Below are 25,598 nucleotides of genomic sequence, written 5' to 3'. Positions count from 1 at the left end.
GCGACGGCGAGATTATTTGGAAGGACTAGCCTATTTCGTACAGGTAGTAGTGCAAATCGATTGGAAAAATATGGATGTGAGTGATGTAATTGAAACTTAATAATTATTTTTGGGGATCCCTTAGGCTGTTAATGCATCTTGCCCGTTACTTGCTTGACCAATTACCTCAATATTAAAATCTAGACTTAATAATGCTGCGATTGCGTCGCGCACAAGCCCCTGATCTTCTACTAAATACACCTTGATCATTAGAACCCCTTCGCTGTTAAAGGCAGCATTACATTTAAACTAAAGTTATCCTCACAGGTAAATGTAGCCTTACCATCTAGCTGCTCTGCTCGTTCTTTAATGCCATTTAAGCCATTTCCAGGTTTTATTGAGCTACATGGTGCATGATCAATCACATTGATTATTAACTGCTGCTGATTTTGCGCTATGCTAACGATGCATTTCTTGGTGCTGCTATGGCGTAGTAAGTTAGTAACAGCTTCCTTAATAATAAGACTTGCGATACCTTCTACTTTTGCAGGTAACACATTTAACTTGACGTTAAAATCCGCCTCAAAACCTTGTTCGGTTAGCCTTTGTTTCAATTGGGAAATTTGACTCGCAAGATTGAGCTGTTTTAAATCACTGACAGCACTTCTCACATCACTCAATAGCTGCCTTGCAAGCTCTGCAACTTGGGCAATTTCAGTATTTGCTTGTGTGTAACGCTCACCTTGATTTAATTTATTAGCAAGCTCTGCTTTTAAAGCAATTGATGAAAGAGAGTGACCTAAAATATCATGTAAATCGCGAGCAATACGCTCGCGTTCAGCAATTGCTGCTAATTGCTCTAATTGCGTGGCGTTTTCTTGCTCGCGGATTTTATATTGCTGCTCTCTTTTTGCAGCTATACCGTAGCTAAATAAGGCCGCACATAAAATTAAAGATATAGCGAGAAAGTATTCTACTTTTGCAATATCGCCAATATATGCACTTAATAGAACAGTTAAAATGACCACTAACGCTGAAAAAATTCGTTGCAGTTTACTATATGCATAACCGACAATATAGGCAACGAAACCAAATAATGTCGGTGTGCCTGAGGTATAAAAAGTAGCACTAAAACAAACTAACAACATAGCAATAACTAACTTAGTAGTATCGGTATCTTGGCAATTTATTGCTTTTACATAGAGCATAATAAAAGCAATATATAAAGCTAAGGACATAAAAATGTTGTTTGCGGTTAAATTTGCAAAGTTAATCATAATTGGCAACAAATAAAAGCCAGTAAAAATTAAATGTCCATACTTCCAAAACCCTTTATCGATTTGCTCAGCAACCGTGTCAAGTGAACTCATACTAATACCCCAAGTGTATCGTTTTATTTATAATTTTGTTTTTACTAAATAACACAAAAACACATAACAGCATAAAGTAACCGGCGTAAGTAATACTAAAACTATATATTTCAAAAAAATCGCTGATATATAAACTGATTAAAATTAAAGCATTCATAATTACCTCCAGTTGAATGTGATAACTATGCCAGCCGCTAAAAAAAATAAGAGTGTAAAATGTCATCAACTTTGCTGACATTTGTCATGTTTTAAAAATTTCACCTTATTATGAGCAGTGATAAGATAGTAAAAAATAGCAGAGCGAATTTACATGCAACCCCAACAACAAAGTTTAATTTATTTACATATTGCGGTATTACTTTTTGGTGGCACAGCACTATTTGCCAAATTAATAAATCTCAACGCATTAGATATCACCGTGTACCGCGCAGCCATCGCGGGTCTGGCTATTATGATATTGCTGTTATGGCAAAAAAAAGCAATTAAACTCAGCGGTGCTAAAGATTACTTAATTGCTTTGTTGTTAGGGGCTGCTGTAGGTATACATTGGGTCACCTACTTTGCTGGTATGCAAATGGCTGGGATTGCGGTTGGCATGATTGCATTTTTTACTTACCCTGTGATCACCGTATTTATTGAACCATTCTTTAATGGTAGTAAGCCCAAAGTAAACGATTTGCTCAGCGCAAGTGTAGTAATAACAGGGATCTATTTACTGACACCAAATGCAGATATGGGTAATGATGTCACCTTAGGCGTGGTAACCGGTGTTATTTCAGCATTTTTTTTCGCGTTTAGAAATATTGTTCATAAGCGATACTTTAGCCACTACGGTGGGCCACAAACTATGTTTTATCAAACATTAGTGGCTAGCTTGTTATTATGTGCTTTTATTGAAGTACCAGTGATTAATATATCGAACCAAGATCTAGGGTTATTGCTCGTCGCTGGCGTAATTTTTACTGCAACTCCGCACTCTTTATTTGCGGCAAGTTTACAGTATTTATCAGCATCAACAGCGGGACTTATTTCTTGTTTACAGCCTTTATATGGCACATTTTTAGCTTTTTTGCTGTTGCATGAACAACCTTCACTACAGACCCTGCTTGGCGGTGCTTTAGTGATTAGTGCAGCATTTTACGAAACATGGTCAGTTACTCGGAAACACACATTATGATAAAAGTTTTTGCTCATCGGGGCGCCAGTGGCACTTATCCAGAAAATACCCAGAGTGCGATAACCGCAGCAGTCGAAATTGAAGTCGATGGTATTGAAGTCGATGTACAAAGCTGTTTGGATGATTACATGATCATCCATGATACTTGGCTAGATCGCACCACCAGCGGCCGCGGCAAAATAAATAAACTTACCCGAGAGCAAATTCAATGTTTTGATGCCGGCAATGGCGAATTTGTCCCAACCCTACAGCAAACTATTGATTGGACAGCCAATAAAGTGCTCTTAAACCTTGAGTTAAAACACACTTTCTCGTTGGATAAATTTGTTGAGCTGATTGAGTTAAATATCGTTAATAACAAACTATCTCAGGATATGCTGTTAGTCTCTTCATTTGATCATCATCAATTAATGTGGCTTAAACAGAAACTACCTTGGCTAAAAATTGGCGCGTTAACGGGCTCCATTCCTATCAACTATGCCGAATTTGCCCAGCGCTTACAGGCGTTTAGTATTCATGTTGATAAAAACTTTATTAACCATGAGTTTGTCGCGGATGCCAAACAACGCGGCTTACAAGTTTATGCGTACACGGTTGATAAACAAGAAGATATTGAGTTAATGCTGAGTTTTGGTGTCGACGGAATTTTTACTAATTATCCATGCAACACGAAAATGATTTTAAACTCACTGTAGTTATCAAAAATAGCTGCCGTTCATCCTATATTCTTGAATTAAAGTGAATTTGAACGATACTGAGTAAAACAATACAACAGCCGAGCGGGCAATTGATGAGTGGGTATATGCGTATTTATAATTTTATAGAACAAAGCTTCTTTTTTACTTTAACCCGAAAGATTGTTGGCAACCTTAGCTTTGTATTTATTTTCCAAGCTATTACTTTGATTTGGTTATATAAAAGTCTAACTACGCAAGACGCAGACACTAGCCTATTTTGGTTACTCACGGTGATTATTATTGCCGGCTTTGCCTTTACACTCTTTTACATGCGCTTTCTGATCGTGCGCCCAGTTACGGCAATGCGCGATACATTAATAAAAATTAACCGCCAAGATGCAAACTTAGCAGCTAAACTCCCCCACTTTACCTATGATGAATTTCGTGAGATCAGCCAACAGTACAATACCTTTACTGATCATCTAAGCCAATTGCTCGCTACCACTTACCAAAGTTCGCAGGCCAGCGCACAAAGTAATAATCAAGTGACTGAGTCAATGCAACATACGGCGCAGCTAAGCGAACAACAAATTGATTTTAGCCAAACAATAACCGCAGCCAGTAATCAAATAACTGATAGTCTGCAAAGTATCGTTACCAATACCGATGATGTTCATCAAGTAAACGCCGAGCATTTAAACTTTGTGACACACTCAGCACAAGAACTCACAAAACTAGTCACTCAAGTTAAATCGATTAGTCATGTATTGAGCAGTTTTTCAGAAACGATTTCTGGCTTAAAACAAAACAGCGAGAATATTCGTAGCATCCTGAAAATGGTTGAAGAGTTTTCAGATCAAACTAATTTGTTGGCGCTCAATGCTGCAATAGAAGCCGCTCGTGCGGGTGAAGCAGGTCGTGGTTTTGCGGTTGTAGCAGATGAAGTAAGAACTTTATCGGTTAAAGTAAGTGATGCAACTCGCCAGATCAGCGATTTCATCAACCAAATGGATTCTTTAGTAAATCAAACAAATAAAGAATCTGAGCAACTTGTCAGTTATTCGCATAATGCAGAAACAACTATTAGTAATACATCCCATGGATTTACCGATCGGCTTGTTGAATTTGAACACAATCAACAACAATTACAGCAAATTGTAAGCGCTGTGCACTTACTCGAACAGACACAAAATCAAACTCATCAATCAGTTGAACAAATCGTTGCGTTAGGCAGCCAAGCAAAAGCACAAATTGATGTAGCGCTAGGTGATTGTCAATTATCACAACAACTAAGTGAGCAAACTCTGCAGCAGTTAAAGCGTTTTGTCTAAGCGCAAGCGTTTTAACTGTGCTGTAAATATGTTAAATTGCGTCGTTATTTTTTCTTAATGATGTACCCATGTGAGTAGCTCAATATCCGATCACACGCAGTTAGCCCTTGATATAAAACAGTGGGGTAAAGAACTTGGCTTTGCTGAAGTTGGCATCACTGACATTGATCTAAGCAAACACGAAGCACAATTACAGCGCTGGCTTGATTTAGGCTATCACGGCGATATGGAATATATGGCCGCTCATGGTATGAAACGCGCTCGCCCTGCGGAGCTAGTCCCAGGTACTGTGCGGGTTATATCTGTAAAAATGAATTACCTGCCCCCTGATGCAAGCTTTGCTAAAACCCTCAAAAATACCGATAAAGCGTATATTAGTCGTTATGCGTTAGGGCGTGATTATCATAAACTGATGCGTAATCGATTAAAAAAATTAGGTCAAAAAATTGAGCTGCAAATCGCTCAATTAGGTTATCGGCCATTTGTTGATTCAGCACCAGTATTAGAACGTCAACTTGCTGAAAAAGCAGGTTTAGGCTGGCGTGGAAAACACAGCTTGCTAATCAATAAAGAAGCCGGTTCTTGGTTCTTTTTGGGTGAGTTATTTGTTGATATCCCTTTACCAATTGATAAGCCCAATGAGTTTGAGGGATGTGGAAAGTGCGTTGCCTGCATTACTTTATGCCCTACCGGCGCAATTGTAGAGCCTTACGTGGTGGATGCACGCAAGTGTATTTCTTATCTTACTATTGAGCTGCAAGGACCAATCCCTGAGCAATATCGCTCACTATTAGGTAATCGCGTTTACGGCTGTGATGATTGCCAATTAGTTTGCCCATGGAACCGCTACGGGCAAATTACCGATGAAGCCGACTTTCACCCACGAACACAACTAAAAGATAAAGATTTACTTGATTTATTTAGTTGGGATGAAGCCACCTTTTTAAAAAATACCGAAGGCAGTCCGATCCGTCGAATTGGTCATCAGCGCTGGCTACGAAATATTGCTGTAGGTTTAGGTAATGCGCAATTTAGCCAATCGATCGTTGACGCGCTCAGTGCCAGCTATGATCAATCAACCGAGTTGGTAAAAGAACATATAGAGTGGGCGCTTAAGCAACAACACTCAAAACAAGATAAGTTGCTAAGAAAAACCGCCCGTTTGATACGTATCGTAGAAAAGGGCTTACCAAGAGATGCGTAGCTTCACACCCCTTGATTATTTACTGTTACTTTTTCAATAAGATAGACAGGTCTTGCTCAATTTCATGAAAAGCTGCTTTCACCCCCTGTACAGACTCTTCACGGGCAACTGATTTTTGAATTGCTTGATCTACCTTCTGATAAATAAACACTTCTTGATCTTCGTCTAGCCCCATTGATGGGATCCGCTCTTCTAACTCTTCTTGTAAACGCTTGAACACCGCTTCATTACTCTGACGGTTTTCATTTAACAGCTCAATTAAGCCATGAAACTTGCTATTAACCATAGTAATTGCATCATTTAGCTTTGTTTGCTGCGACTGTAAAGCTTCACGGGTCATGATTGCGCGTAGCTGTTGCTCCGTGACACTGACAATAAAGCACACATGATCTCGGATCCGGCCATGCTTATCAGGATCGTGATCTGGCATATTTAAAATCAATAAACTAATTAATTCATAATTAACTAAGATACGATGGGAAAATTCATGTAGCCGCCCCTTATTTTTGAGCATATCAAACAATTCAATTACAATCGGCGAACACGTTCCATTTAGGGCAAAGTGGTCAGGAGCATCAATATTAGCTCTAAACTCAACATTACTTTGTAAATCAAACGATCTTAAACAATGAACTAAGGCTTCACCCAGCGCTTTAGTATTGTTAATCATACCAATGCTCTCAATATAATTAACTATTTGCCCCATTTCACTACTGTTAGCCATGGCATTAAATGCAGTGGATGTGGCTTCTTCAACTTGCTGTTCTAACGATTCTTTTTCAATCAGTACTTGGTTAAGAATTTTCAGTTTCGATTTAAGTTCGTCCTGTCCAAATGGCTTAACAATATAATCTTCTGCACCGACTGCATACCCTTCCATCCGCTCTTCGACAGTGCCTCTGGCTGATACGAACATCACGATAATATTTGCAGTTCTGGGATTGGCCTTTAGTTTTCTACATACTTCATAACCATTCATTTGTGGCATACTCACGTCGAGTAAGATTACTTGCGGCGCAAACTCTTCCACTGTGCTGAGGCACTCAGGACCACTGCTAACCATCTTTAATTCAAAATCAAGATCCAACAATATCTCTTCTATAATTTCTAAATTAAAAGGCTCGTCATCAACAGCTAATATTCTCGTTAAAGGCATAATTATCATCCATTTCATAATTCATATTAATAGTTTAGTCATAAAAAAAACTCTTACCAGTCAAGCTAAGTAATTTCTTCTTGAGTAGCAGAAATTTTTATTTCTAATGGCAGAGCTATACGAATCGTCGTGCCTCCTGAGCTGTTGTTATGAGCAGAAATAACACCTTTATGTAATGATACAAATTCACGACACAGAGCTAAGCCAAGCCCCGTTCCGCCAGCACCATTATTGGTTTTACTACTTTGTACAAATTTTGAGAACACATGTTCAAGCTCATCATCGGGGATCCCTATACCACTATCAATCACTTCAATAATTGCCTGCTCTTGCTGCTTAATTAAAACGACTTCAATACAGCTATGCGGATCACTAAACTTCAACGCATTGCCGAGGATATTGCGTAATAATTGATTTACTTGCTCTTCATCACAGTCAATTATAAGAGGCGGTTTTTGTGGTAAGTACTTCACTTCAATATCTTTTTCCATAGCAGTACCTGACACATCATCAATACTGGTTTTAATAATATTATTAAGATTGTGTGGGCGAGGATTAAAAGGGAATTTACCAACATCGAGTTTAGATAAGTCGAGTAAATTATTAAGTAATGAGAGCAGCCGCTCGCCACTACACTCAATACGAGATAAATATTTCTGTAGCTTTTCAACTGAAATATCACCTCTGCCGAGTTTATCTAAACCAAAGCGGGCAAAACTTAATATTGAATGCATTGGAGTGCGTAATTCATGGGACATGTTAGCAAGAAACTCTGATTTACTGTGATTTGCTGCCTCAGCGATATTTTTAGCGTCTTCAAGCTGTGATGTTCGGGCACGTACTTGCTCTTCAAGCATATCTTTTGCTTCGAGTAATAGCTCCTCTTTGAGCTTAAGGTGAGTAACGTTTTTAAAAATAACCGCAAGTGCAATATCACCATGATGATCTATCTCATTGAATGAACCAACTAATGGAATGGCATCTTCGCCCTCCATTGGCAGATACACGTCACAACTAAATTGACGATTTTTATTTAACGTCGCTATTTTTTCTTTGATTTGCTCAACAGACGTTGCATCCAATAAAGTAAATACTGAGCTGCTTTTCAGTGCTTTTGCCGATAATCGAAATAGTTTAGAGCAAGCATCGTTTGCTTCAATCACTTCACCATTGCGCTCAAATAACATAATCGCATCAGGTGTGTGCTTATAAATGACACGTAACAAGCTATCTTTTTCAATAAGTGCATCAACGGTATCTTGTAGGCGTTCAACTAACTCCGTGTTATGACGTTTTAATAACTCCGTTTGCCAAAGTTTATGCACCGATTGCAGTAACATATTTTCATTAATTGGTTTAACTAGTACGTCTTCCACCCCTTGGCGAATAGCTTCAATCATCGACACTTGATTTGGTTTTGAGGTAAATAGTAAACAACGACATTGCGGATATAATACTTTGAGGGCGGCAAATACTTCTAAACCAGATCCATCAGGCAAGCTAAAATCGCTCAATAGCAGATCAATTTCATGTCCTTGTGTTTGGCTAATCGCAGAGCTAATGCTATTAGCTGTAATCGTTTTAATATGAGCACCTAATAGACTATTTGCTATTTTTTCAAGCCGCTGCGGAATATGGTCAACCAACAATACCGTTGGTAATACTAAAACACTATCGGAGCCAAGCTCTAACACACTCTCTAATAAGGTGCTGATCTCTTTATTCGCGAAGAAGGGATAAATCACCAGAGCATTTGGCGCCAGTCGATTAAGCTCACTAAATAAAGATAGTTGTTCGCTGTTTTCAACTTTAGGTGCAAGCAGTAAAAAGCGCTCTTGACTGACCTGTGTTACTAAAAAACTTGCGGTAGCCACTGGAACACCATGTGCAATAGTCACTAAATCATAAGAACTAAACGCAGTACATTCCTGTAGCATTGAAAAGTGGATCAATTCAACTTCACAGCCAATCAATTCAAGCAATACTTTTATCCGCATCGCTAAAATACTATTGCTATCAACGATCAATATTTTCCGCACAGCTTTGACTCCGCTTTTCATCAACTTAACATGATAAAAGCGTAGTCTAAGTTTTCTGCATTAACACCATCTAAAGGATTATTTTTAGTCGTATATCTACCCTAAATGCTTACCTAAGATAGTTAAGCTGTAGTGATTGTCGTCCATAATAGCCACATTAGGTAACTTTCCCCATTGTTGATAACCAAAGCGCTCGAACAATTTAATACTCGGTATATTATGACTAAATATAAATGCTAGTAGCACTTTAATATTTAATGGCTTAGCTTGCTCTTGGGCAAAAGTAAGTAAGCGTTTGCCAAGCCCTTGGCCTTGTGCAAATGCGGTAATATAGATACTGATTTCTACCGTTCCATCATAGGCTGGACGACCATAAAAAGATTTATAACTAAGCCAAGCTATCACCTTCGAGTCTTGCTCATAAACGTAAATAGGGCGCTGCTCGGTATGGCTATTAAACCAACTTTGCTTGTCTGCTATGCTTACTTGTTCAGTGTCGGCTGTAACCATTCTACTTGCTATTGTTTCATTATAAATTGCAACTATGGCGGCTAAATCATTACTATTTGCTAATCGTATTGTCATTTTGTTTTTAGCGGTTGTTGATCACTTCATTGCATAGTAACGTATGAGTTAAAGTCACACTACTGCAAAATAAACGGTAGACTGCCATCCAGGGTGATCAGCCACAACAAGTTAAGGAATCGGTATGTTTAAAAAATTATTATTATGCTGCGCAATACTCAGTTGTAGTGTTTATGCACAGCCAGAGCAAACAAGCCAACAGCAGGTTGAGGATACGTCATGTGATGATTTCACTAATGTTACTATGCGCAAACTTCGCTCCAAAGAGAGTATTAATTTATGTCAATTCAAGAATAAACCCTTATTGATCGTCAACACGGCAAGCAACTGCGGTTTTACGCCACAGTTTGAAGGTCTTGAAGCGCTATATCAAAAATACCAAGATCAAGGTTTAGTGATACTGGGATTTCCTTCTGATGATTTTTTCCAAGAAGAAGATGACGAAAAAGCCACCGCTAAAGTCTGTTTTGTAAATTACGGTGTGACCTTCCCGATGTTTGCCACCAGCGAAGTCAGAGGTAGTGATGCCAATGCTATATTTAAGCATTTAAATGCCCAAACGAGTTCGCCAAATTGGAACTTTTATAAATACCTTGTATCTGCAGATCGCAAACAGGTTGAACGTTTTAATAGCAAAACCAAGCCAGATTCAGACAAGTTAGTTAAAGCAATAGAACAAGCAATTTCAGATATTTAATTTTATACTGGTACAAGTAGTTATTATTGAACTAGAATAACGTAAGATTTGATTGAAAAAACACCACCTTGAAACGGGAGATTTTATGACAGTGGCAAGTGCAAGACACATATTAGTAGACAGCGAAGCGCAGTGCTTAGATTTAAAAACCAAGATTGAACAAGGCGAAGATTTTGCTGAGTTAGCTAAGGCACATTCAAACTGCCCTTCAGGTCAGGATGGCGGTGCATTAGGTGAGTTTGGTCCTGGTATGATGGTTCCTGAATTTGATAAAGTGGTTTTTTCAGCACCGATTAATCAAGTACAAGGTCCTGTGCAAACTCAGTTTGGCTACCACTTACTTGAAGTGACTAGTCGTACAGAATAACGTTGGTTTTATTACTAACCTAAAAGAAAGCCGCCTCTGCGGCTTTCTTTTTATCCTAAGGAAAGCACATGCAACTATTAGGCTCAACAACTTCGCCATTTGTACGCCGCATTCGTATTTGGGCACTGTTAAATCAATGCAGTCTTGAGTTTATCAACTTAGATATTTTTTCAGACACTGATCGTCAGCTAATGATACAAAATAATCCAGCCCGAAAAATTCCAGTACTAATCACTAAGCAGCAAACCTTGGCTGATTCAAATAACATCATCCGCTTTTTGCTCGAACAACACAGTCAAACTCGTCTGAATTGGCAACAAGAGCACCTACTAACAATCATTAATGCATGCAATGATTCGCTGGTTGAGCTATTACTTTGTCAGCGTTCAGGATTCGATACGCAAGATGATAAATTATTTTTTAATCTACAAAATGAACGCATTGCTGAAACATTAAGCTATTTAAATAACCATTTTGCAGATGCAGGATTTAAAAGCTGTGAATACCTGTGCATCAGTTTATACTGCTTACTTGATTGGATTTGCTTCCGCGAGTTAACGGATCTAACGGCACATACCGAGTTAATGAAGTTCTATTATTCATTTGCTCAGCAACAGGCAGTGCAGCAAACCGATCCACGTAATTAACATTTAAGGGTAAACACATGAGTGATATCGAAATTGAATCAGAACTAGTTAGTTTTGTTGAAAAAGTACGTCAAAGTGAACAAATCTGGGCGCTAGGTGCTGAAGATGGCGGTTTTGTGGTTTGTGACTCTAACCAATTTGAAAACACCGATGTACTACTATTGTGGGAAAGTGAAGCAACAGCAAAAGCCCAGTGTAAAGAAGAATGGGCCGATTACAGCCCACTGCAAATCACCTTGGATGAATTTTTAGATGACTGGGTTGAAGATCTAAAAGAAGATGACGCACTGGTTGGCCTAAACTGGAATGACGACCAAGTATGTGTTGAAATCGAGCCGGTTGGATTAGCACGCGCACTAAGCGAATAAGCATTATTTAACATTGCTTTACTGCGCTGGTTTATTTGCTATAAACTAGCGCAAATCTTTACTTTCAGGGTATTACGTTGAAGTCCCATCTTGGTCGCCGCCCTTTTTCCGCTATGGAATTACATACGCTTTACCATGGCTATATATATGGTGATCAACGCTTACCTCGCGAACAGCCGAAACACTGGCATTTTTGGCTCCCTTTAATCGCTTATTACAGTGGAGCTTACAGTGATGAAATTGGCCATTTACAACTGTGCGATATTGTTGAACATCAACAGATCCTTTGTTTTCATTTCCATACCCACGGTAAAATAAAAGCCCGTATTGTGCCTATCCATCAAGCACTTTTTGATGCTGGCTTAAACGAGTATATCGCAGCAGTTAAACAACAAGGACACAGTCGCCTATTGTTTGACTTACCATCTAAATCAGGTCGCTATAGCGAGAAAGTTCGCATTTGGTTCTCTGGTGAAGGAGAGCGTGCCGGCTACTTACAAAAGTGTGATATTCCCAATATCGATCAACTTGGTATGAAAACCGCTGTCAGCAGTCTCAGGCTCAATTTTGAGCAGCAAATCCGCATTTATGCAATTCAAGCAGGCAATAAAGATGCTTTTAATTATCTGCTTGGCTTTAATGAATATGAATTGACTGAATTTAGCGATGTAACCACCCTTAATCAGATCTGCCAACAAATACGCGTGATCAACCAGCACATTGATTGGCACCGCTTTAATCAGCGCCACACCATTTGACAAACTTTGTTACCAACTAGCTCATTACTCACTGCTTAAAAACTGTTAGGATAACTGTGCACAAAACTCTAACAAGAAAATATCAGGGATATCTATGTTTATTAAAAGCCTACTCACACTCAGTGTGGCCGTTGCAGTAAGTTCAGCTCATGCTAATGAGTTTGTCCTAGAAAAGCTCGCAAAACCAAGTTCTCAACACGTATCTTTAACGCTTGATCCAGCTCAAGAAACCTTTAGCGGCATGACCGAAATCGCCCTTGAAGTACTTAAGCCAACTAACTATATCGAGCTTAATGGTGTTGCTTACGCAACGCAAATGGCCAAACTGCTTGGGGCAGAAAACTGTGACTTAAGTGCTGAAATGCTAAAAACAGGTAAAGTAAAATTTAGCTGCGATGAGCAAATTCAACCAGGTAAATACACGCTTAAAGTCGACTTCACTGCCCCCTATAATCGCCAAAGTGTTGGCCTGTATAAAACCTTAGATCAGGGTGTGCCGTATTTATTTACCCAATTTGAAATGAGCGATGCCCGCCGCGCATTCCCTGTATTTGATGAACCAAGTTATAAAATTCCATTCCAATTAACGATTACAGCACCTAGCTCTCAAAAAGTGTATGCCAATACACCTGAGTTAAAAACGACCGTTAATGGCGATATGACCACTCACTTTTTTGATAAAACACCGCCAATTCCTTCATACTTAGTGGCTATGGCTGTCGGTCCATTTGAGGAGCGTGAAGTCAAAGGCATGCCAATTCCAGGCCGTGTGATCACGCCACAAGGTAAAATTCACTTAGGTGAATATGCCGAGCAAGCAATGCCAAAAGTATTGGCCGCGCTTGAAGGCTACTTTGGTATTCCTTATGTTTATAAAAAACTAGATTCAGTCGCTGTTCCTGAGTTTCCATTCGGTGCCATGGAAAACGCAGGCTTAGTTACCTACCGTGAAGATATTTTGCTGCTTGATTTGGCTACAGCGACTCGCAATAAAAAACAACGTAATGTATCTATCATCGCTCATGAACTTGCTCACCAGTGGTACGGTAACTTAGTAACCATGAAATGGTGGAATGACTTATGGCTAAATGAAGCGTTTGCAAGCTGGATGGCTGCTAAAATCACAGCCCAGCTTAACCCTGAATTTGAATCACATTTAGACCTGCCGCAAAATAACGTTATGGCGTTAGATGCTCGTTTAAGTACTAAGCCAATTCGTAAACCAATCAAAACCGAAGCCGATATTATGGACGGCCTAGGCTTAGCTTATAGCAAAGGCAGCTCGGTATTAGCTATGGTTGAAAACTGGATTGGCGAAGAGGCTTTCCAGCAGGGTATTCGCGCTTATTTAAAAGAGTTCTCGTATAAAAACGCCGAAGCAGCCGACTTATGGCAAGCCCTTGGTAAAGCATCAAATAAAGATGTGGCAGCGGTTTTAAAATCGTTTATCGAACAATCTTCATTCCCACTGATCAAAGTAACTCAGCAAGGTAAAACGATTACCATTAATCAAAGCCGCTTTACTAACGCGGGCGTTGATGCTCCTGCACAACTTTGGAATGTGCCAGTTGCAATAAAATACGGTGCTGGCGATAAAGTTAAAACTGCCAATGTATTACTAACTAAAGCCAATCAAACTGTTGAACTTGAATTTGAACCTGAGTGGATTTATCCAGATCAAGGCGCTTTAGGTTATTACCGCTGGGTGATGGATGACAAACAATTTGCTGCATTGATTGATAACGCCGCACAGTCATTGACAGTACGAGAACGTTTAGCGTTATTATCTGCCGCTGATGCATTACTAGATGCTGGTGTTATTTCTGCTGCACATTTAATGCAAACACTAGAAGTTTTTGTAAGCGACAAACACCCACGCGTTGCTAATACCGCTTTGGGTTATTTAGCCGCACAAAAGCGTACCTTTGAAGATGAAAGCAACCAAGACCTGTGGCCTGAATTTATTCGTAAAAGCATCATGCCTGCAGCTAAACAGTATGGTTTAACTGCAAAAGTAAATGAAGATGCTGCAATCTCGCAATTACGTACTCAAGTAGTTGCACGTTTAGGTTTTGATGGTGAAGATCAAAGTGTGATCAATACCGCCAAGGCACAAGCCCGTGTTTACTTAAATAACCCAGAAAAAGTTGATCCGTACCTTGCGTCAATCTACTTAAACTTAGCTGCATTCCATGGTGATAAAAACCTACTCGATGCGTATATAAATACCTTTAAAACTACCAAAGATCCGCAAGTGCGTACAAAAATGCTAGCGGCTATGAGTTACTTTGGCACGCCAGAGCTACAAACTAAGGTATTAAATTACAGCTTAACTGACGATGTCACTGCATCTGACATGCGTACGATTATGTCAGGACAGGCTTACACGAAAGTCCGTGAAGCTTTGTTTATTGAATGGATATACGCGAATTACGATAAGGTAGTTGCAAACTTGCCACCTTTCTTCGTACCTAACCTGCCTAACTTTACCACCTCAGGTTGTAGCGCCAGCAGCTTAGCAAAAACGCAAACTTTCTTTATGAGCAAAATTGCTGATGAGCCAGGTTATGCCCGTACCTTAAGCAAGCTTGAAGAAAGCGTAAATAATTGTATTGCACTCAAAGAACGTGAACTAGCTTCAGTTAATAGTTTCTTAAAACGTTAATTTGTACGGCAAGCCATTGGCTTGCCGTTTTTTATCAACAGCGTTATTTATCCATTGATAATTTTTACTAGCTGAGAAATAAACTCTTTTGCTCCTTCAACGCTGGTCATTTTAAAACCAATTCCATAATGGATTGGATTCGTGCTTTTAAAAATACGCGTTGGAAACCGTGTCATTTCACTACTATGAAAAAAACCGCTAATGCGGTTAACGCCTGCTATTTTATTAAAATCATCACTAAAGACTTCCAGTGCAGGACGAAGCACAAGCTTAGCTTGGCCACCTTCTATATGCAGATAAATTGCTTCTTTGGACTTAGGTAACATATATTCAGTGATATTCTTAATTCTAAAATTACTACGGCACTCTAATGCAATAAGTTGCTCGTTGATTTGCTCTGGACTAGCTGACATGGATATCCTTGATTTTCATTAAGCTCTTAGCTGTAAACTACAGCACAGCCAAGAACCTGCAAAGTTTTATATTATAGTTATTTAACGCATACAAAAGCGAGTTGATCATTTAAGTAGCTAATACGGGTAATATTGGTGTCACAGAAAGGCGTTAAATCAAGCCATAGAGAGACCTGTTCAGGGCTATTTAGCTGGCGCTGGTAAACACGATTATCGACCGCATAAATGACCGTATTAGCGTCTTTAAATGCGTAATCTTGTACCGTCTGCGGTAAACGAAAGAGGTCAGTGACGGTATTTTCTTGCGGATCATAACTTGCTAACCAGTGCTGCTGCGCTTTGCTATAACTAAATGTATAGGCAGCTAATGCATGGTTAAATGTCAACGTACGGCCAATATGCTCAGCAACCACTTTTGGCTTCGCTGCAGCAACCTGAGTATATTGTAAAGTATGTGGTTCGCCTAAAATAAACATCACCATATCATCTTTGGCGCCCCAGGCATGATAACCAACTGGCTCTATCCACTCAAAAATACGACTTGGTTTAACATTATCGTCAAACGGATATTGCCATAACTTTTGCTTACCATCCGCCTCGACTACGATAGCTGACAGTGCCTTACCATTAGGTGTTAAAGTCGGCGAGTATTCACTCACAGCAGTATTTGTTAAATTAGTTACTTGCTTATTGGTAAAATCATAAAAAGCTAGATCTGTTTGACTTTGCCCTTCACTTTGCACTTCTTGGGTAAAATAAATACCACCTTTGGTAAGTAAAGGCTGATTATTATAAACATCATTATTAGTGATACGGCTTACTTGTAACCCATATTCTGTGTTAAGTTTAGCAAGTAAAATTTCGCTTTTTGGCATCGCAGCTAAAACGCTATTAGGGGTAACTGCAAGGGTGGCAACAAAACTTAGCCAAGGTAAAGTCAATTTCATATCATTCTCTAATTATTTTTATCGCCCTTATAATAGCGCTATTTTATAGTTATTCCCAAGTCTGTTATTGATATGTCACTTGACCTACCCCCTTACTACGCCTTATAACTACAGAGCTACTTAAAACGAGAAAAATTATGTCAGCTAAACATCCTATTATTGCGATCACTGGTTCATCTGGTGCGGGTACTACCACCACGACAAGTGCTATTAAGCATATATTTCGTAGTCTTAATATTGAGGCCGCATTTATAGAGGGCGACAGTTTTCATCGCTATACTCGTCCTGAGATGGATAAAAAAGTTCGCGAAGCGCAGCAAGAAGGTAAACACATTAGTTACTTTGGTCGTGAAGCTAATGACTTTGCAGCCCTAGAAGGTTTGTTCAGCACCTATGGCGATACTGGAGCAGGTAAATTACGTCGTTATTTGCATACCTTTGACGAAGCCGTGCCATACAATCAACTACCAGGTACCTTTACTCCGTGGCAAGAACTGGAAAGTAGCACCGATATTTTATTCTACGAAGGACTGCATGGCGGTGTTGTCGATGAAGATCATGATGTAGCTAAGCATGTTGATTTACTAATTGGTATGGTGCCTATCATTAACCTTGAGTGGATCCAAAAGTTAATCCGCGACACCTCTGAACGTGGTCACTCTCGCGAAGCTGTTATGGGCTCAATTGTCCGCAGTATGGATGATTACATTAATCACATTACGCCACAGTTCTCACGTACTCACATAAACTTTCAGCGCGTGCCAACCGTTGACACCTCAAACCCATTTAGCGCAAAAGATATTCCGTCCCTTGATGAAAGCTTTGTAGTTATTCGTTTTCGTGGCATAGATGACGTCGATTTTCCGTATTACCTACGTATGATAGAAGGCAGCTTTATGTCGAGGATCAACACCTTAGTGGTCCCTGGTGGAAAAATGGGACTCGCTATGGAGTTAGTATTAACCCCACTTATCAAAGATATTATCCTTAAAAAGCGTGCGCTTGCCGAATTAGCCCCCGTTGATTTGCCTATTTAAGAAATACGCTTGCTGAAATATATAGCTTATGTAAACTGCTGACTTCATCATAAAAGGAGATATCAGCATGACAGAGCCATTACGCATTCTCGTCGGTTCCAAAAATCCGGTAAAAATAAATGCTGCCCGCAGTATTTTCTCTCTCTATTACCCTAATATGACGATTGATTGTCAAGGAGCTGATGCACCTTCACAAGTACCTGATCAGCCAATAGGTGAAGATGAAACACGAATAGGCGCACAAAATCGTGTCTTGTATTGCCAACAGCATTACCAAGCTGATTTTTATGTTGCAATGGAAGGTGGTGCTGAGCAATTTAGCTACGGCCCCGCTACCTTTGCATTTGTAGTCGTTGCTGATAACCAACAACGTGCTATCGGTCGTAGTAGTAACCTTCCTTTACCCCCAAGCCTGTATAATGCGTTATTGCAAGGCAAAGAACTTGGCGATGTAATGGATAACGCATTTAATACTACCAATATCAAACAGCAAGGCGGTGCTATTGGTTTATTAACTAATCATCATGCCACCCGAGAAAGTACCTATACGCAAGCGCTGACACTCGCTATGGCGCCTTTTCTTCATCCCGCGCTTTACTCTAAGGAAGTTTAATGAAGTACACCCATGTTTTATTTGATGCCGACGAAACCTTATTTAGCTTTAATGCCTATGCAGGCTTAAAAAGAATGTTTGCAGTTTATGGCGTAGATTTTAATGACGCTGATTACAGTCATTATCAAGCAACAAATAAACCGTTGTGGCTTGAGTATCAAAACAATACTATTTCCGCTACTCACCTACAAGTCACTCGATTTAGTGAGTGGGCTAATAAGCTCAATGTTCCAGCTCAACAGCTTAATGATGATTTTTTAACTGCCATGGCTGAGATCTGCGAACCATTACCTGGCGCTATTGAACTGCTAAATAAACTAAAACCGCATGCTAAATTAGGCATTATCACTAATGGTTTTACCCAGCTACAAGCACGTCGCTTAGAGCATACCGGATTAAAAGAGATGTTTGATTGTTTAGTTATCTCTGAGCAAGTGGGAATTGCAAAACCAGCCGCAGAAATTTTTTATCACACTTTTGAACTGTTAGGTAATCCACCAAAAGAACAGATCTTGATGGTCGGTGATACCGCAAGCAGTGATATCTTAGGTGGCCAAAATGCCGGGATTGATACCTGCTGGCTACAGCACCCCAACACAGTTCTGCCAGAAGGCATTGAACCAACATACCAAGTGACTGAGCTGGTACAGTTACAACAGTTGTTAGGATTGTAAAAAGGTTTAATACCAATCGACTTAAATATTTAACCATTCTAGCGAGCTAAATAAAGCGCTAACTGCGTTATAATTTTTAAGTAGAACAAAAATTTACGCCTTGTTATCACTCCATTTATCTGTCGCTATAAATGGTCAGTAACTTAACACGATTGGTATAACATTAAAAAACTAAACCGCAATATTTAAACAAAAAAAATGACGCTAGATAGCGTCATTTTTTATAACTGTTTTAAGCGTTTGCGATTAAGCTGTGGCTACTTCTAAACCTGGTGCTGGCATGTATACTGGGGTATCAAATGTTGCCCATTCCCATGCTGACTCAGTCGCCATAATTTTACGAAGTAACTTATTGTTCAGGTCATGGCCTGATTTATAAGCTGTAATTTTTCCTAAAATGTTGTGGCCTGTCATAAACATGTCACCAACACAGTCTAGAATCTTATGCTTAACAAACTCATCGCTATAACGCAGACCGTTAGGATTAAGTACTTTAAACTCATCCAATACCACGGCGTTATCCATGCTGCCACCTAAAGCTAGGTTATTAGCATGCATATATTCAATGTCTTTCATAAAGCCAAAAGTACGTGCACGGCTGATTTCTTCTGTAAAGCTTTGCGTAGTAATATCTAAACCGATACGTTGGCGGCTTTCATTGATTGCCGGATGATCGAAAGCAATTTCAAAGTCGATATGAAAACCATCATATGGTTCAATCTCGGCCCATTTATCACCTTCTTCAATACGTACTTTTTCTTTAATACGAATAAAGCGCTTAGCCGCATTCTGCTCTGCAATGCCGCCTTTTTGTAACAAATAAATGAATGGTAATGCACTACCATCCATTATTGGTACTTCTGAGCTATCTAATTCAACGATCAAATTATCGATACCCATTGCCGCTACCGCAGCAATAAGGTGCTCAGTCGTAGATAAGCGAACGCCATCTTTGTTAGTTAAACAGGTACATAATTGCGTATCGCCAACGGCTTCAGGTGTTGTTTCAAAATCAACAACCGGATCAAGGTCGACACGACGAAATACTATCCCAGTATTTGCGCTCGCAGGTCGGAGAGTAATAGTGACCTTCTCACCTTTGTGAAGTCCAATTCCTATGGCTTTGACTATCTCTGCAATGGTACGCTGTTTAATCATAGCTTCGCTCACTTATAGTTACAGTTAGACCGCCGATTATATCACATATACGACCAGCTGCCAAATTCGTTCGCTTTTTAAACAAAAACAATTACCTTTTTGCTTAATCTGCTTGTTTTCTTAAAAATGCAGGGATGTCGAAATAATCGCCACCTTCTGATTTATCAGACTTTTTACCGCTATCATTAGTTTTAGATAAACCACTATTGCTTTGCGTTGTCTTGCTCGATTCATGCTTTTCAATCGCTGGAGCAGCAGTCATTTCATCGCCACTACCTTGGCTTGCAAAGCTTGGTACATACATACTGCTAGTTTGGTTTGTTGAACTGCTAACATCAGAACCTGACGCTTTTTTAAAGCCGTTATCGACAATACCAAACTGTGGACGACGATCGCCGCCTAAACCTGTAGCGACTACAGTTACACGTAGTTCATCAGTCATTTCAGGGTCAATAACCGCACCAACCACCACAGTCGCATTTTCAGATGCTAATGCTTTAACGTGATTACCAACAATTTCAAACTCTTCAATTGCGATATCCATACCTGCAGTGATGTTAACTAGGATGCCTTTCGCGCCAGTTAAATCAACGTCTTCAAGTAGTGGGCTTGAGATTGCAGCCTCTGCAGCTTCTTGCGCACGATCAGGACCCGATGCAGACGCTGTGCCCATCATCGCAGTACCCATGGCTGACATTACTGTACGTACGTCGGCGAAATCCACGTTAATCAAACCAGAACGAGTAATTAGTTCCGCAATACCTTGCACGGCACCAAATAATACATCATTTGCTTTAGCGAATGCGTCTAACAGTGTAGTCCCTTTACCTAAAACTTTAAGCAATTTATTGTTAGGAATTGTAATAAGTGAATCTACAATTTCTGACAATTCGTTAATACCTTGTTCAGCCGCTGCTGCGCGCTTTTTACCTTCAAAGTCAAACGGACGTGTCACTACAGCAACCGTTAAAATACCTAACTCTTTAGCAATTTTGGCAACCACAGGCGCAGCACCTGTGCCAGTACCACCGCCCATACCCGCTGCGATAAATACCATATCAGCACCTTCAAGGCTGGCACGAATAGTATCGGCGTCTTCTTCTGCTGATTTACGACCTACATCAGGGTTTGCACCCGCACCTAGCCCAGACGTGATCTGAGTACCTAGTTGCACAGTAATATCTGCTGATGAGTTACGTAATGCCTGAGCATCCGTATTAGCGGCAATAAAACGCACGCCTTCAATTTGTTGCTTAACCATGTGCTCAACAGCGTTACCGCCGCCGCCGCCCACGCCTATTACTTTTATAACAGCTTCTTCGCTGTGTTGTTCCATTATATCAAACATGTTTACTCTCCGACTTGAGTATTAAAACTCGCCTTGAAACCACTTCGTTATGCGGTTCCACCAATTATTATCGCCTTCAGGTTTCGATTTTTGTGCATTCATCGATTGCATTGTGCGGCCATATTGTAATAAGCCAACCGCCGTTGCATATGAAGGGTCATCTACATAATCTGTCAAACCAACTATCCCTATAGGTTTGCCTATTCTCACTGGCATCTGGAAAATGTCTTCAGCCACTTCCATCGCGCCAGCCATTTTAGCACTACCGCCAGTAATGACGAGTCCTGCTGCAATTTGGTCTGCTAATCCTGAACGATGTATTTCTTCCATCGCTAATTCAAATAATTCTCTAAAACGTGGCTCAACCACCTCAGATAAGGTATGACGCGACATTAACCGCGCTGGTCGCCCGCCGACACTAGGCACTTCAATAGTTTCTTCGCTGCTGGCCATTTGGCTACTTGCACAGGCATATTGTACCTTGAGTGATTCAGCATGGGATATCGGTGTACGAAATATTTTTGCAATATCGCCAGTAACTTGGTTGCCCGCTACAGGAATAACTGCAGAGTGGCGCAACGCACCATTGATATAAATAGTGATATCCATCGTACCGCCACCGATATCAAGTACCGCAACACCGAGCTCTTTTTCGTCATCGGTTAATACCGAATAACACGACGCTAATGCGGTGAAAATCAGTTGGTCAACTTCAAGACCACAACGCTCAACACATTTTTCAATATTTTTCGCCATATCGTTTGAGCAAGTTATGATGTGAGCACGGGCTTCCATTCGTACACCACTCATACCACGCGGGTTTTTAATCCCTTCTTGCATATCGATACTATATTCTTGCGGCAGTGCATGCAGCATTTTACGTTCGGCTGAAATAGGCACAGAGCGCGCAATATGAATAACATTTTCAATGTCTTCATCAGTCACTTCAGTATTATTAATTGCCACAACACCACTTTCGTTTTGGCACTGAATATGTTTACCTGAGATCCCCAAATACACGGAGCTAATACGGCAATCAGCCATAAGTTCAGCTTCATCGATTGCACGACGAATAGACTCCGACACCAAGTTAAGGTCGTTTACGCCGCCTTTATCCATACCATGGGACACTTGGCTGCCAACCCCAACAATGCTGAGTTTGTTATCTGCGGTGATTTCACCAACCGTGGCCACCACTTTTGAGGTGCCAACGTCTAATCCAATCACTAGGTTTCTTTCTGCTGACTTAGTCATGCCTTACTCTTATTTTGTAATTGCGCTTCTTCCAGGAGCTTCCAGCTCACCGCAAGGCCGGTATCATACCGTAAATCCACTACATCTACTTGTGCATCTGCACGTTTTTCCATCCGCGGGTAAACATCTATAAACCGTTGTACCCGTTTAGCTTTTTCTTTACGCCCTAATTTAAGGCGAATACCGTTATCGAGCCATAACTGCCATGAAAATCGCTCTGACAATGCCAGGCTGGTTAACTTTAAATTATTAACCTTAAGCATTTCATCAAACTGCTTGAAAGCTCCCCATGCTTCAAATTCACTGCCCTCAGGGCCATAAAGTTGTGGCAGCTCGTCACTGAGCTTCGCACTGCTAGCTTGAAACACTTCACCGCTTTGGTTAAGTAATAAATCACTGTTCCACACTGCGACAGCCTGATGCTCTACCACATACACTTGTAATGTATCTGGCCACTGCTTACGTACCGATGCAGTAGCCACCCAAGGTAAGTCTTGCACTAAACGTTGTATGTTTTTCACGTCTAAATCAAAAAAACTCGATAAGTCGGCTTTTTTAATCGCGCTAATAATCGCTTTTTCATCTGTGTATTGAGGTTTCCCCAACACCGCTAAATGCTTTATTTGCGCATCTTTATTTTCTACCAACCACTGTCTAACGCCGCTGGTGATTTGCACCAAACTGAAAACCACGATTAAAAAAAAGCTCACACCTAAAATTAGCGACCAATTTAGTTGCTGTTTTAATTGTTGCGCTTTTTCCAAAAAGGGATGCATATTAAAGCGTTTGCTCCAAAATGCGAACAACTAATTGCTCAAAGCTTGCACCATTTGCTTTAGCAGCCATTGGCACTAACGATTTTTCAGTCATTCCTGGTACTGTGTTTACTTCTAACAAATAAAAGTTACCGTCTGCATCTTGCATTGCATCAACACGGCCCCAACCACTGGCACCCACTAGCTCAAATGCCGCTAAAGCCATTGCTTGTAAATGCGTGGTATCGCTAGCTGATAAGTCTGCTGGGCAATGATATTGCGTGGTATTTGACTGATACTTTGCTTGGTAATCATAAAAACCATTTGGGGTGGTCATTTCAATTACTGGCTGTACCTCATCGCCTAGTACAGTGATTGTAAATTCGCGCCCTGTTATCCACTGCTCAACCAGTACTTGGCTGTCAAACTTAAACGCTTCGGCTAAAGCAGCTTCAAGCTCTTGCGCATTATTTGCTTGCGCCATACCAATGCTAGAACCTTCGTGCGACGGTTTTACCATCACTTTTTTCAGTTCATTCATTATCGCTGTCGCATCAAAACCACGTTTGCTATCCACCACCGCATAAGGCGCAGTGCTCAAGCCCGCAGATTTAAATAAATGCTTACAACGTATTTTATCCATCGCCAATGCTGAGCCTAATACGTTACTGCCAGTGTATGGCAACCCCATAAACTCAAGTGCACCTTGAATAGTACCGTCTTCACCACCGCGACCATGCAGGGCGATAAATACTCGTTCAATGCCGAGTTCTTTTAATTGCCATAACGGTTGCTCTTTTGGATCAAAGCCAATGGCATCAACGCCCGCATTTTGTAATGCGTTCAATACCGCTTGGCCTGATTTTAGTGATACTTCGCGCTCAGCTGAGTGTCCACCAAACAACACTGCCACTTTGCCAAACTGTGTGTTTAATTGCGTCATACCTTTACCTGCTTAAGTTGCTCAATCGACAGCGATGTCGCCGCGAGTGTTTTTACTAATTGACCAATATTACCAGCACCTTGGGTTATAACTAAATCATTATCTTGTAACGTATCAGCTAATACTCCAGCTAGTTCAGAGCTACTTGCAACATGCAGTGGTTCTTTACCGCGTTGACGTAAGCTGCGACATAAACTTTTACTGTCTGCGCCAATAATTGGCTCTTCACCAGCGCCGTATACATCAAGCAATAATAACTGATCAACATCGGCTAACACTTTTACAAAGTCTTCATATAAATCACGAGTACGAGTAAAGCGATGTGGTTGATAAATCATTACTAAGCGTTTATCAGGCCAGCCTTGGCGAATTGCCGCTATAGTCGCTGCAACTTCTGAAGGGTGATGACCATAATCATCCACCAGCATTACTTTGCCACGTTCGTTTTCAAAATCGCCATAATGCTGAAAACGACGTCCGATACCTTCAAACTGTTGCAATGCTTCTAAAATCGCGTGATCAGCTATTTGTTGATCTTTTGCAACAGCAATCGCTGCAGTGGCGTTCAATGCATTATGTTTACCTGGCATATTTAAATGCACAGTTAATTCATCACCTTGCTTAGTGCGCACTTTAAACTGACTGGTATTTGCCGTTTGGCTAAAATCAGTCATGCGGTAATCGGCGTCGCTTGATTCACCATAAGTGATCACAGGACGGCCAAATCGCGGAATAAGCTCAGCTGCCACTTCTGAATCGATACACACCACAGCAAGGCCATAAAAAGGCAGGTTATGAATGAAGTCCACATAAGTATCTTTCATTTTTTCTAAGCTACCGCCGTAGGTATCCATGTGATCTTCTTCAATATTAGTGATCACCGATACCATAGGTTGCAAATGCAAGAATGACGCATCACTCTCATCAGCTTCAGCAATTAAAAAATCACTTTTACCGACTTTTGCGTTACTACCCGCACTATTAAGTAAACCACCAATAATAAAGGTTGGATCCAGCCCAGCTTGAGCATAAATACTCGCGATCAAACTAGTGGTGGTGGTTTTACCATGAGTACCAGCGATAGCAATACCGTGGCGAAAGCGCATTAGCTCGGCCAACATTTCTGCACGGCGCACAACCGGAATACGTGCCGCCTTAGCAGCAATAATCTCAGGATTAGCTTCATCAATTGCACTTGAAACCACCACTACATTGGCATCTTTAACATTACTTTGATGATGGCCAATAAACACTTCAGCGCCAGCTTGGATCAAACGTTCGGTCATTGCACTATGGGCAATATCAGAGCCAGTAATACGATATCCTTCAAATGCGAGTACTTCGGCAATACCGCCCATTCCTGCGCCACCAATACCAATAAAGTGGATAGTGCTAATTCGGCGCATTGCCGGGCGAGTGCTCTTGTGTGTTGACAT

Annotated in this window: 25 protein-coding genes and 1 pseudogene; 13 read left to right on the top strand and 13 right to left on the bottom strand. The window is 40.5% G+C overall.

Annotation, left to right across the window (positions count from 1 at the left end; translation table 11 throughout):
• Positions 1-129: 129 nt before the first annotated feature.
• Together H5200_RS16720 and H5200_RS16715 are read right to left on the bottom strand one after the other, a co-directional pair.
• A pseudogene (locus tag H5200_RS16720) lies at positions 130-249 on the bottom strand (DNA-binding response regulator); the annotation flags it as partial.
• Positions 249-1,349 (bottom strand): sensor histidine kinase, encoded by a 1,101-nt coding sequence (locus H5200_RS16715; protein ID WP_182739697.1) that lies wholly within the window; start codon positions 1,347-1,349, stop codon positions 249-251. The pseudogene H5200_RS16720 and the gene H5200_RS16715, both read right to left, overlap by 1 nt.
• Positions 1,350-1,659: 310 nt before the next feature.
• Here H5200_RS16715 and H5200_RS16710 point away from each other — a divergent pair, with 310 nt between their 5' ends.
• From H5200_RS16710 to queG, 4 genes are all read left to right on the top strand, one after another.
• Entirely contained in the window at positions 1,660-2,526 is an 867-nt protein-coding gene (locus H5200_RS16710; protein ID WP_149980630.1) for a DMT family transporter, read from the top strand.
• A complete protein-coding gene (locus H5200_RS16705; RefSeq protein ID WP_145236954.1) occupies positions 2,523-3,221 on the top strand; it encodes a glycerophosphodiester phosphodiesterase family protein in 699 nt (232 codons plus the stop codon). Before H5200_RS16710 ends, H5200_RS16705 begins: the two co-directional genes overlap by 4 nt.
• A 95-nt stretch (positions 3,222-3,316) precedes the next feature.
• The gene (locus H5200_RS16700) at positions 3,317-4,534 is read left to right on the top strand and encodes a methyl-accepting chemotaxis protein (protein WP_149980629.1); all 1,218 of its coding nucleotides are present in this window, start codon (positions 3,317-3,319) and stop codon (positions 4,532-4,534) included.
• Positions 4,535-4,604: 70 nt separating this feature from the next.
• Entirely contained in the window at positions 4,605-5,738 is a 1,134-nt protein-coding gene (queG, locus tag H5200_RS16695; protein ID WP_182718059.1) for a tRNA epoxyqueuosine(34) reductase QueG, read from the top strand.
• Positions 5,739-5,763: 25 nt separating this feature from the next.
• On the opposite strand, the gene H5200_RS16690 is transcribed toward queG, so the two are convergent.
• From H5200_RS16690 to H5200_RS16680, 3 genes are all read right to left on the bottom strand, one after another.
• A complete protein-coding gene (locus H5200_RS16690; protein ID WP_145236944.1) occupies positions 5,764-6,894 on the bottom strand; it encodes a PleD family two-component system response regulator in 1,131 nt (376 codons plus the stop codon).
• 65 nt (positions 6,895-6,959) lie between these two features.
• Entirely contained in the window at positions 6,960-8,954 is a 1,995-nt protein-coding gene (locus H5200_RS16685; RefSeq protein WP_145236941.1) for an ATP-binding protein, read from the bottom strand.
• A 75-nt stretch (positions 8,955-9,029) separates the two neighbouring features.
• The gene (locus tag H5200_RS16680; RefSeq protein WP_149980625.1) at positions 9,030-9,518 is read right to left on the bottom strand and encodes a GNAT family N-acetyltransferase; all 489 of its coding nucleotides are present in this window, start codon (positions 9,516-9,518) and stop codon (positions 9,030-9,032) included.
• Between the two features lie 124 nt (positions 9,519-9,642).
• On the opposite strand from H5200_RS16680, the gene H5200_RS16675 reads away from it, so the two are divergent.
• The 6 genes from H5200_RS16675 (at position 9,643) to H5200_RS16650 (ending at position 15,020) form a co-directional block, all read left to right on the top strand.
• A complete protein-coding gene (locus tag H5200_RS16675; protein ID WP_145236935.1) occupies positions 9,643-10,215 on the top strand; it encodes a glutathione peroxidase in 573 nt (190 codons plus the stop codon).
• Positions 10,216-10,300: 85 nt separating this feature from the next.
• Positions 10,301-10,582 carry a peptidylprolyl isomerase gene (locus tag H5200_RS16670; protein WP_145236931.1) on the top strand — a complete coding sequence of 94 codons (282 nt, stop codon included), beginning with the start codon at positions 10,301-10,303 and terminating at the stop codon, positions 10,580-10,582.
• A 68-nt stretch (positions 10,583-10,650) separates the two neighbouring features.
• Positions 10,651-11,229 (top strand): glutathione S-transferase family protein, encoded by a 579-nt coding sequence (locus H5200_RS16665; protein ID WP_182718058.1) that lies wholly within the window; start codon positions 10,651-10,653, stop codon positions 11,227-11,229.
• Positions 11,230-11,246: 17 nt separating this feature from the next.
• Entirely contained in the window at positions 11,247-11,597 is a 351-nt protein-coding gene (locus H5200_RS16660; RefSeq protein ID WP_145236925.1) for a DUF2750 domain-containing protein, read from the top strand.
• A gap of 77 nt (positions 11,598-11,674) precedes the next feature.
• Positions 11,675-12,355, top strand: coding sequence for a hypothetical protein (locus H5200_RS16655; RefSeq protein ID WP_182761899.1), 681 nt, complete (start codon positions 11,675-11,677; stop codon positions 12,353-12,355).
• A gap of 94 nt (positions 12,356-12,449) precedes the next feature.
• Positions 12,450-15,020 carry a M1 family metallopeptidase gene (locus H5200_RS16650; RefSeq protein ID WP_182761897.1) on the top strand — a complete coding sequence of 857 codons (2,571 nt, stop codon included), beginning with the start codon at positions 12,450-12,452 and terminating at the stop codon, positions 15,018-15,020.
• 47 nt (positions 15,021-15,067) lie between these two features.
• Here the strand turns inward: H5200_RS16650 and H5200_RS16645 are convergent, their stop codons facing one another.
• On the bottom strand, positions 15,068-15,433 hold the full coding sequence (locus H5200_RS16645) for a hypothetical protein (RefSeq protein ID WP_145236916.1): 366 nt from the start codon (positions 15,431-15,433) through the stop codon (positions 15,068-15,070).
• Between the two features lie 77 nt (positions 15,434-15,510).
• The gene (locus tag H5200_RS16640; RefSeq protein ID WP_182739693.1) at positions 15,511-16,380 is read right to left on the bottom strand and encodes a hypothetical protein; all 870 of its coding nucleotides are present in this window, start codon (positions 16,378-16,380) and stop codon (positions 15,511-15,513) included.
• Between the two features lie 137 nt (positions 16,381-16,517).
• On the opposite strand from H5200_RS16640, the gene H5200_RS16635 reads away from it, so the two are divergent.
• From H5200_RS16635 to yjjG, 3 genes are all read left to right on the top strand, one after another.
• Positions 16,518-17,417, top strand: a complete 900-nt coding sequence (locus H5200_RS16635) for a phosphoribulokinase (protein ID WP_145236910.1) — start codon at positions 16,518-16,520, stop codon at positions 17,415-17,417.
• Between the two features lie 67 nt (positions 17,418-17,484).
• Positions 17,485-18,030 (top strand): inosine/xanthosine triphosphatase, encoded by a 546-nt coding sequence (gene yjjX / locus H5200_RS16630; RefSeq protein WP_182761895.1) that lies wholly within the window; start codon positions 17,485-17,487, stop codon positions 18,028-18,030.
• Complete coding sequence (gene yjjG / locus H5200_RS16625) at positions 18,030-18,704, top strand: pyrimidine 5'-nucleotidase (RefSeq protein WP_145236903.1); 675 nt, start codon at positions 18,030-18,032, stop codon at positions 18,702-18,704. The genes yjjX and yjjG overlap by 1 nt, the downstream gene beginning before the upstream one ends.
• A gap of 246 nt (positions 18,705-18,950) precedes the next feature.
• Here the strand turns inward: yjjG and lpxC are convergent, their stop codons facing one another.
• The 6 genes from lpxC to murC all read right to left on the bottom strand — a co-directional run bounded on the left by lpxC (position 18,951) and on the right by murC (position 25,598).
• Complete coding sequence (gene lpxC / locus H5200_RS16620) at positions 18,951-19,862, bottom strand: UDP-3-O-acyl-N-acetylglucosamine deacetylase (protein WP_149980618.1); 912 nt, start codon at positions 19,860-19,862, stop codon at positions 18,951-18,953.
• Positions 19,863-19,965: 103 nt separating this feature from the next.
• Positions 19,966-21,210 carry a cell division protein FtsZ gene (ftsZ, locus tag H5200_RS16615; protein ID WP_149980617.1) on the bottom strand — a complete coding sequence of 415 codons (1,245 nt, stop codon included), beginning with the start codon at positions 21,208-21,210 and terminating at the stop codon, positions 19,966-19,968.
• A gap of 21 nt (positions 21,211-21,231) precedes the next feature.
• Entirely contained in the window at positions 21,232-22,464 is a 1,233-nt protein-coding gene (gene ftsA, locus H5200_RS16610) for a cell division protein FtsA (RefSeq protein WP_145236894.1), read from the bottom strand.
• The gene (locus H5200_RS16605; protein ID WP_145236891.1) at positions 22,461-23,240 is read right to left on the bottom strand and encodes a cell division protein FtsQ/DivIB; all 780 of its coding nucleotides are present in this window, start codon (positions 23,238-23,240) and stop codon (positions 22,461-22,463) included. Before H5200_RS16605 ends, ftsA begins: the two co-directional genes overlap by 4 nt.
• 1 nt (position 23,241) lies before the next feature.
• Positions 23,242-24,162: a D-alanine--D-alanine ligase gene (locus H5200_RS16600; RefSeq protein WP_145236888.1), complete on the bottom strand. Its 921-nt coding sequence runs from the start codon at positions 24,160-24,162 to the stop codon at positions 23,242-23,244.
• Positions 24,159-25,598 (bottom strand): UDP-N-acetylmuramate--L-alanine ligase, encoded by a 1,440-nt coding sequence (gene murC, locus H5200_RS16595; RefSeq protein ID WP_259398481.1) that lies wholly within the window; start codon positions 25,596-25,598, stop codon positions 24,159-24,161. The genes H5200_RS16600 and murC overlap by 4 nt, the downstream gene beginning before the upstream one ends.

This window comes from Pseudoalteromonas sp. SG43-7, from assembly GCF_014164295.1.
GTDB classification, from domain to species: Bacteria; Pseudomonadota; Gammaproteobacteria; order Enterobacterales; family Alteromonadaceae; genus Pseudoalteromonas; species Pseudoalteromonas rhizosphaerae.
This window is presented reverse-complemented; position numbering and strand designations above follow the sequence as displayed.

Coding starts and splice junctions, on each gene's coding strand:
- H5200_RS16640 (WP_182739693.1), bottom strand. CDS start 16,380: ATGAAATTGACTTTACCTTGGCTAAGTTTTGTTGCCACCCTTGCAGTT.
- H5200_RS16600 (WP_145236888.1), bottom strand. CDS start 24,162: ATGACGCAATTAAACACACAGTTTGGCAAAGTGGCAGTGTTGTTTGGT.
- H5200_RS16670 (WP_145236931.1), top strand. CDS start 10,301: ATGACAGTGGCAAGTGCAAGACACATATTAGTAGACAGCGAAGCGCAG.
- H5200_RS16680 (WP_149980625.1), bottom strand. CDS start 9,518: ATGACAATACGATTAGCAAATAGTAATGATTTAGCCGCCATAGTTGCA.
- H5200_RS16690 (WP_145236944.1), bottom strand. CDS start 6,894: ATGCCTTTAACGAGAATATTAGCTGTTGATGACGAGCCTTTTAATTTA.
- H5200_RS16605 (WP_145236891.1), bottom strand. CDS start 23,240: ATGCATCCCTTTTTGGAAAAAGCGCAACAATTAAAACAGCAACTAAAT.
- H5200_RS16650 (WP_182761897.1), top strand. CDS start 12,450: ATGTTTATTAAAAGCCTACTCACACTCAGTGTGGCCGTTGCAGTAAGT.
- ftsZ (WP_149980617.1), bottom strand. CDS start 21,210: ATGTTTGATATAATGGAACAACACAGCGAAGAAGCTGTTATAAAAGTA.
- yjjG (WP_145236903.1), top strand. CDS start 18,030: ATGAAGTACACCCATGTTTTATTTGATGCCGACGAAACCTTATTTAGC.
- yjjX (WP_182761895.1), top strand. CDS start 17,485: ATGACAGAGCCATTACGCATTCTCGTCGGTTCCAAAAATCCGGTAAAA.
- H5200_RS16685 (WP_145236941.1), bottom strand. CDS start 8,954: ATGAAAAGCGGAGTCAAAGCTGTGCGGAAAATATTGATCGTTGATAGC.
- H5200_RS16700 (WP_149980629.1), top strand. CDS start 3,317: ATGAGTGGGTATATGCGTATTTATAATTTTATAGAACAAAGCTTCTTT.
- H5200_RS16705 (WP_145236954.1), top strand. CDS start 2,523: ATGATAAAAGTTTTTGCTCATCGGGGCGCCAGTGGCACTTATCCAGAA.
- H5200_RS16635 (WP_145236910.1), top strand. CDS start 16,518: ATGTCAGCTAAACATCCTATTATTGCGATCACTGGTTCATCTGGTGCG.
- H5200_RS16645 (WP_145236916.1), bottom strand. CDS start 15,433: ATGTCAGCTAGTCCAGAGCAAATCAACGAGCAACTTATTGCATTAGAG.
- ftsA (WP_145236894.1), bottom strand. CDS start 22,464: ATGACTAAGTCAGCAGAAAGAAACCTAGTGATTGGATTAGACGTTGGC.
- H5200_RS16660 (WP_145236925.1), top strand. CDS start 11,247: ATGAGTGATATCGAAATTGAATCAGAACTAGTTAGTTTTGTTGAAAAA.
- lpxC (WP_149980618.1), bottom strand. CDS start 19,862: ATGATTAAACAGCGTACCATTGCAGAGATAGTCAAAGCCATAGGAATT.
- H5200_RS16715 (WP_182739697.1), bottom strand. CDS start 1,349: ATGAGTTCACTTGACACGGTTGCTGAGCAAATCGATAAAGGGTTTTGG.
- H5200_RS16675 (WP_145236935.1), top strand. CDS start 9,643: ATGTTTAAAAAATTATTATTATGCTGCGCAATACTCAGTTGTAGTGTT.
- murC (WP_259398481.1), bottom strand. CDS start 25,598: ATGTCAACACACAAGAGCACTCGCCCGGCAATGCGCCGAATTAGCACT.
- H5200_RS16665 (WP_182718058.1), top strand. CDS start 10,651: ATGCAACTATTAGGCTCAACAACTTCGCCATTTGTACGCCGCATTCGT.
- H5200_RS16710 (WP_149980630.1), top strand. CDS start 1,660: ATGCAACCCCAACAACAAAGTTTAATTTATTTACATATTGCGGTATTA.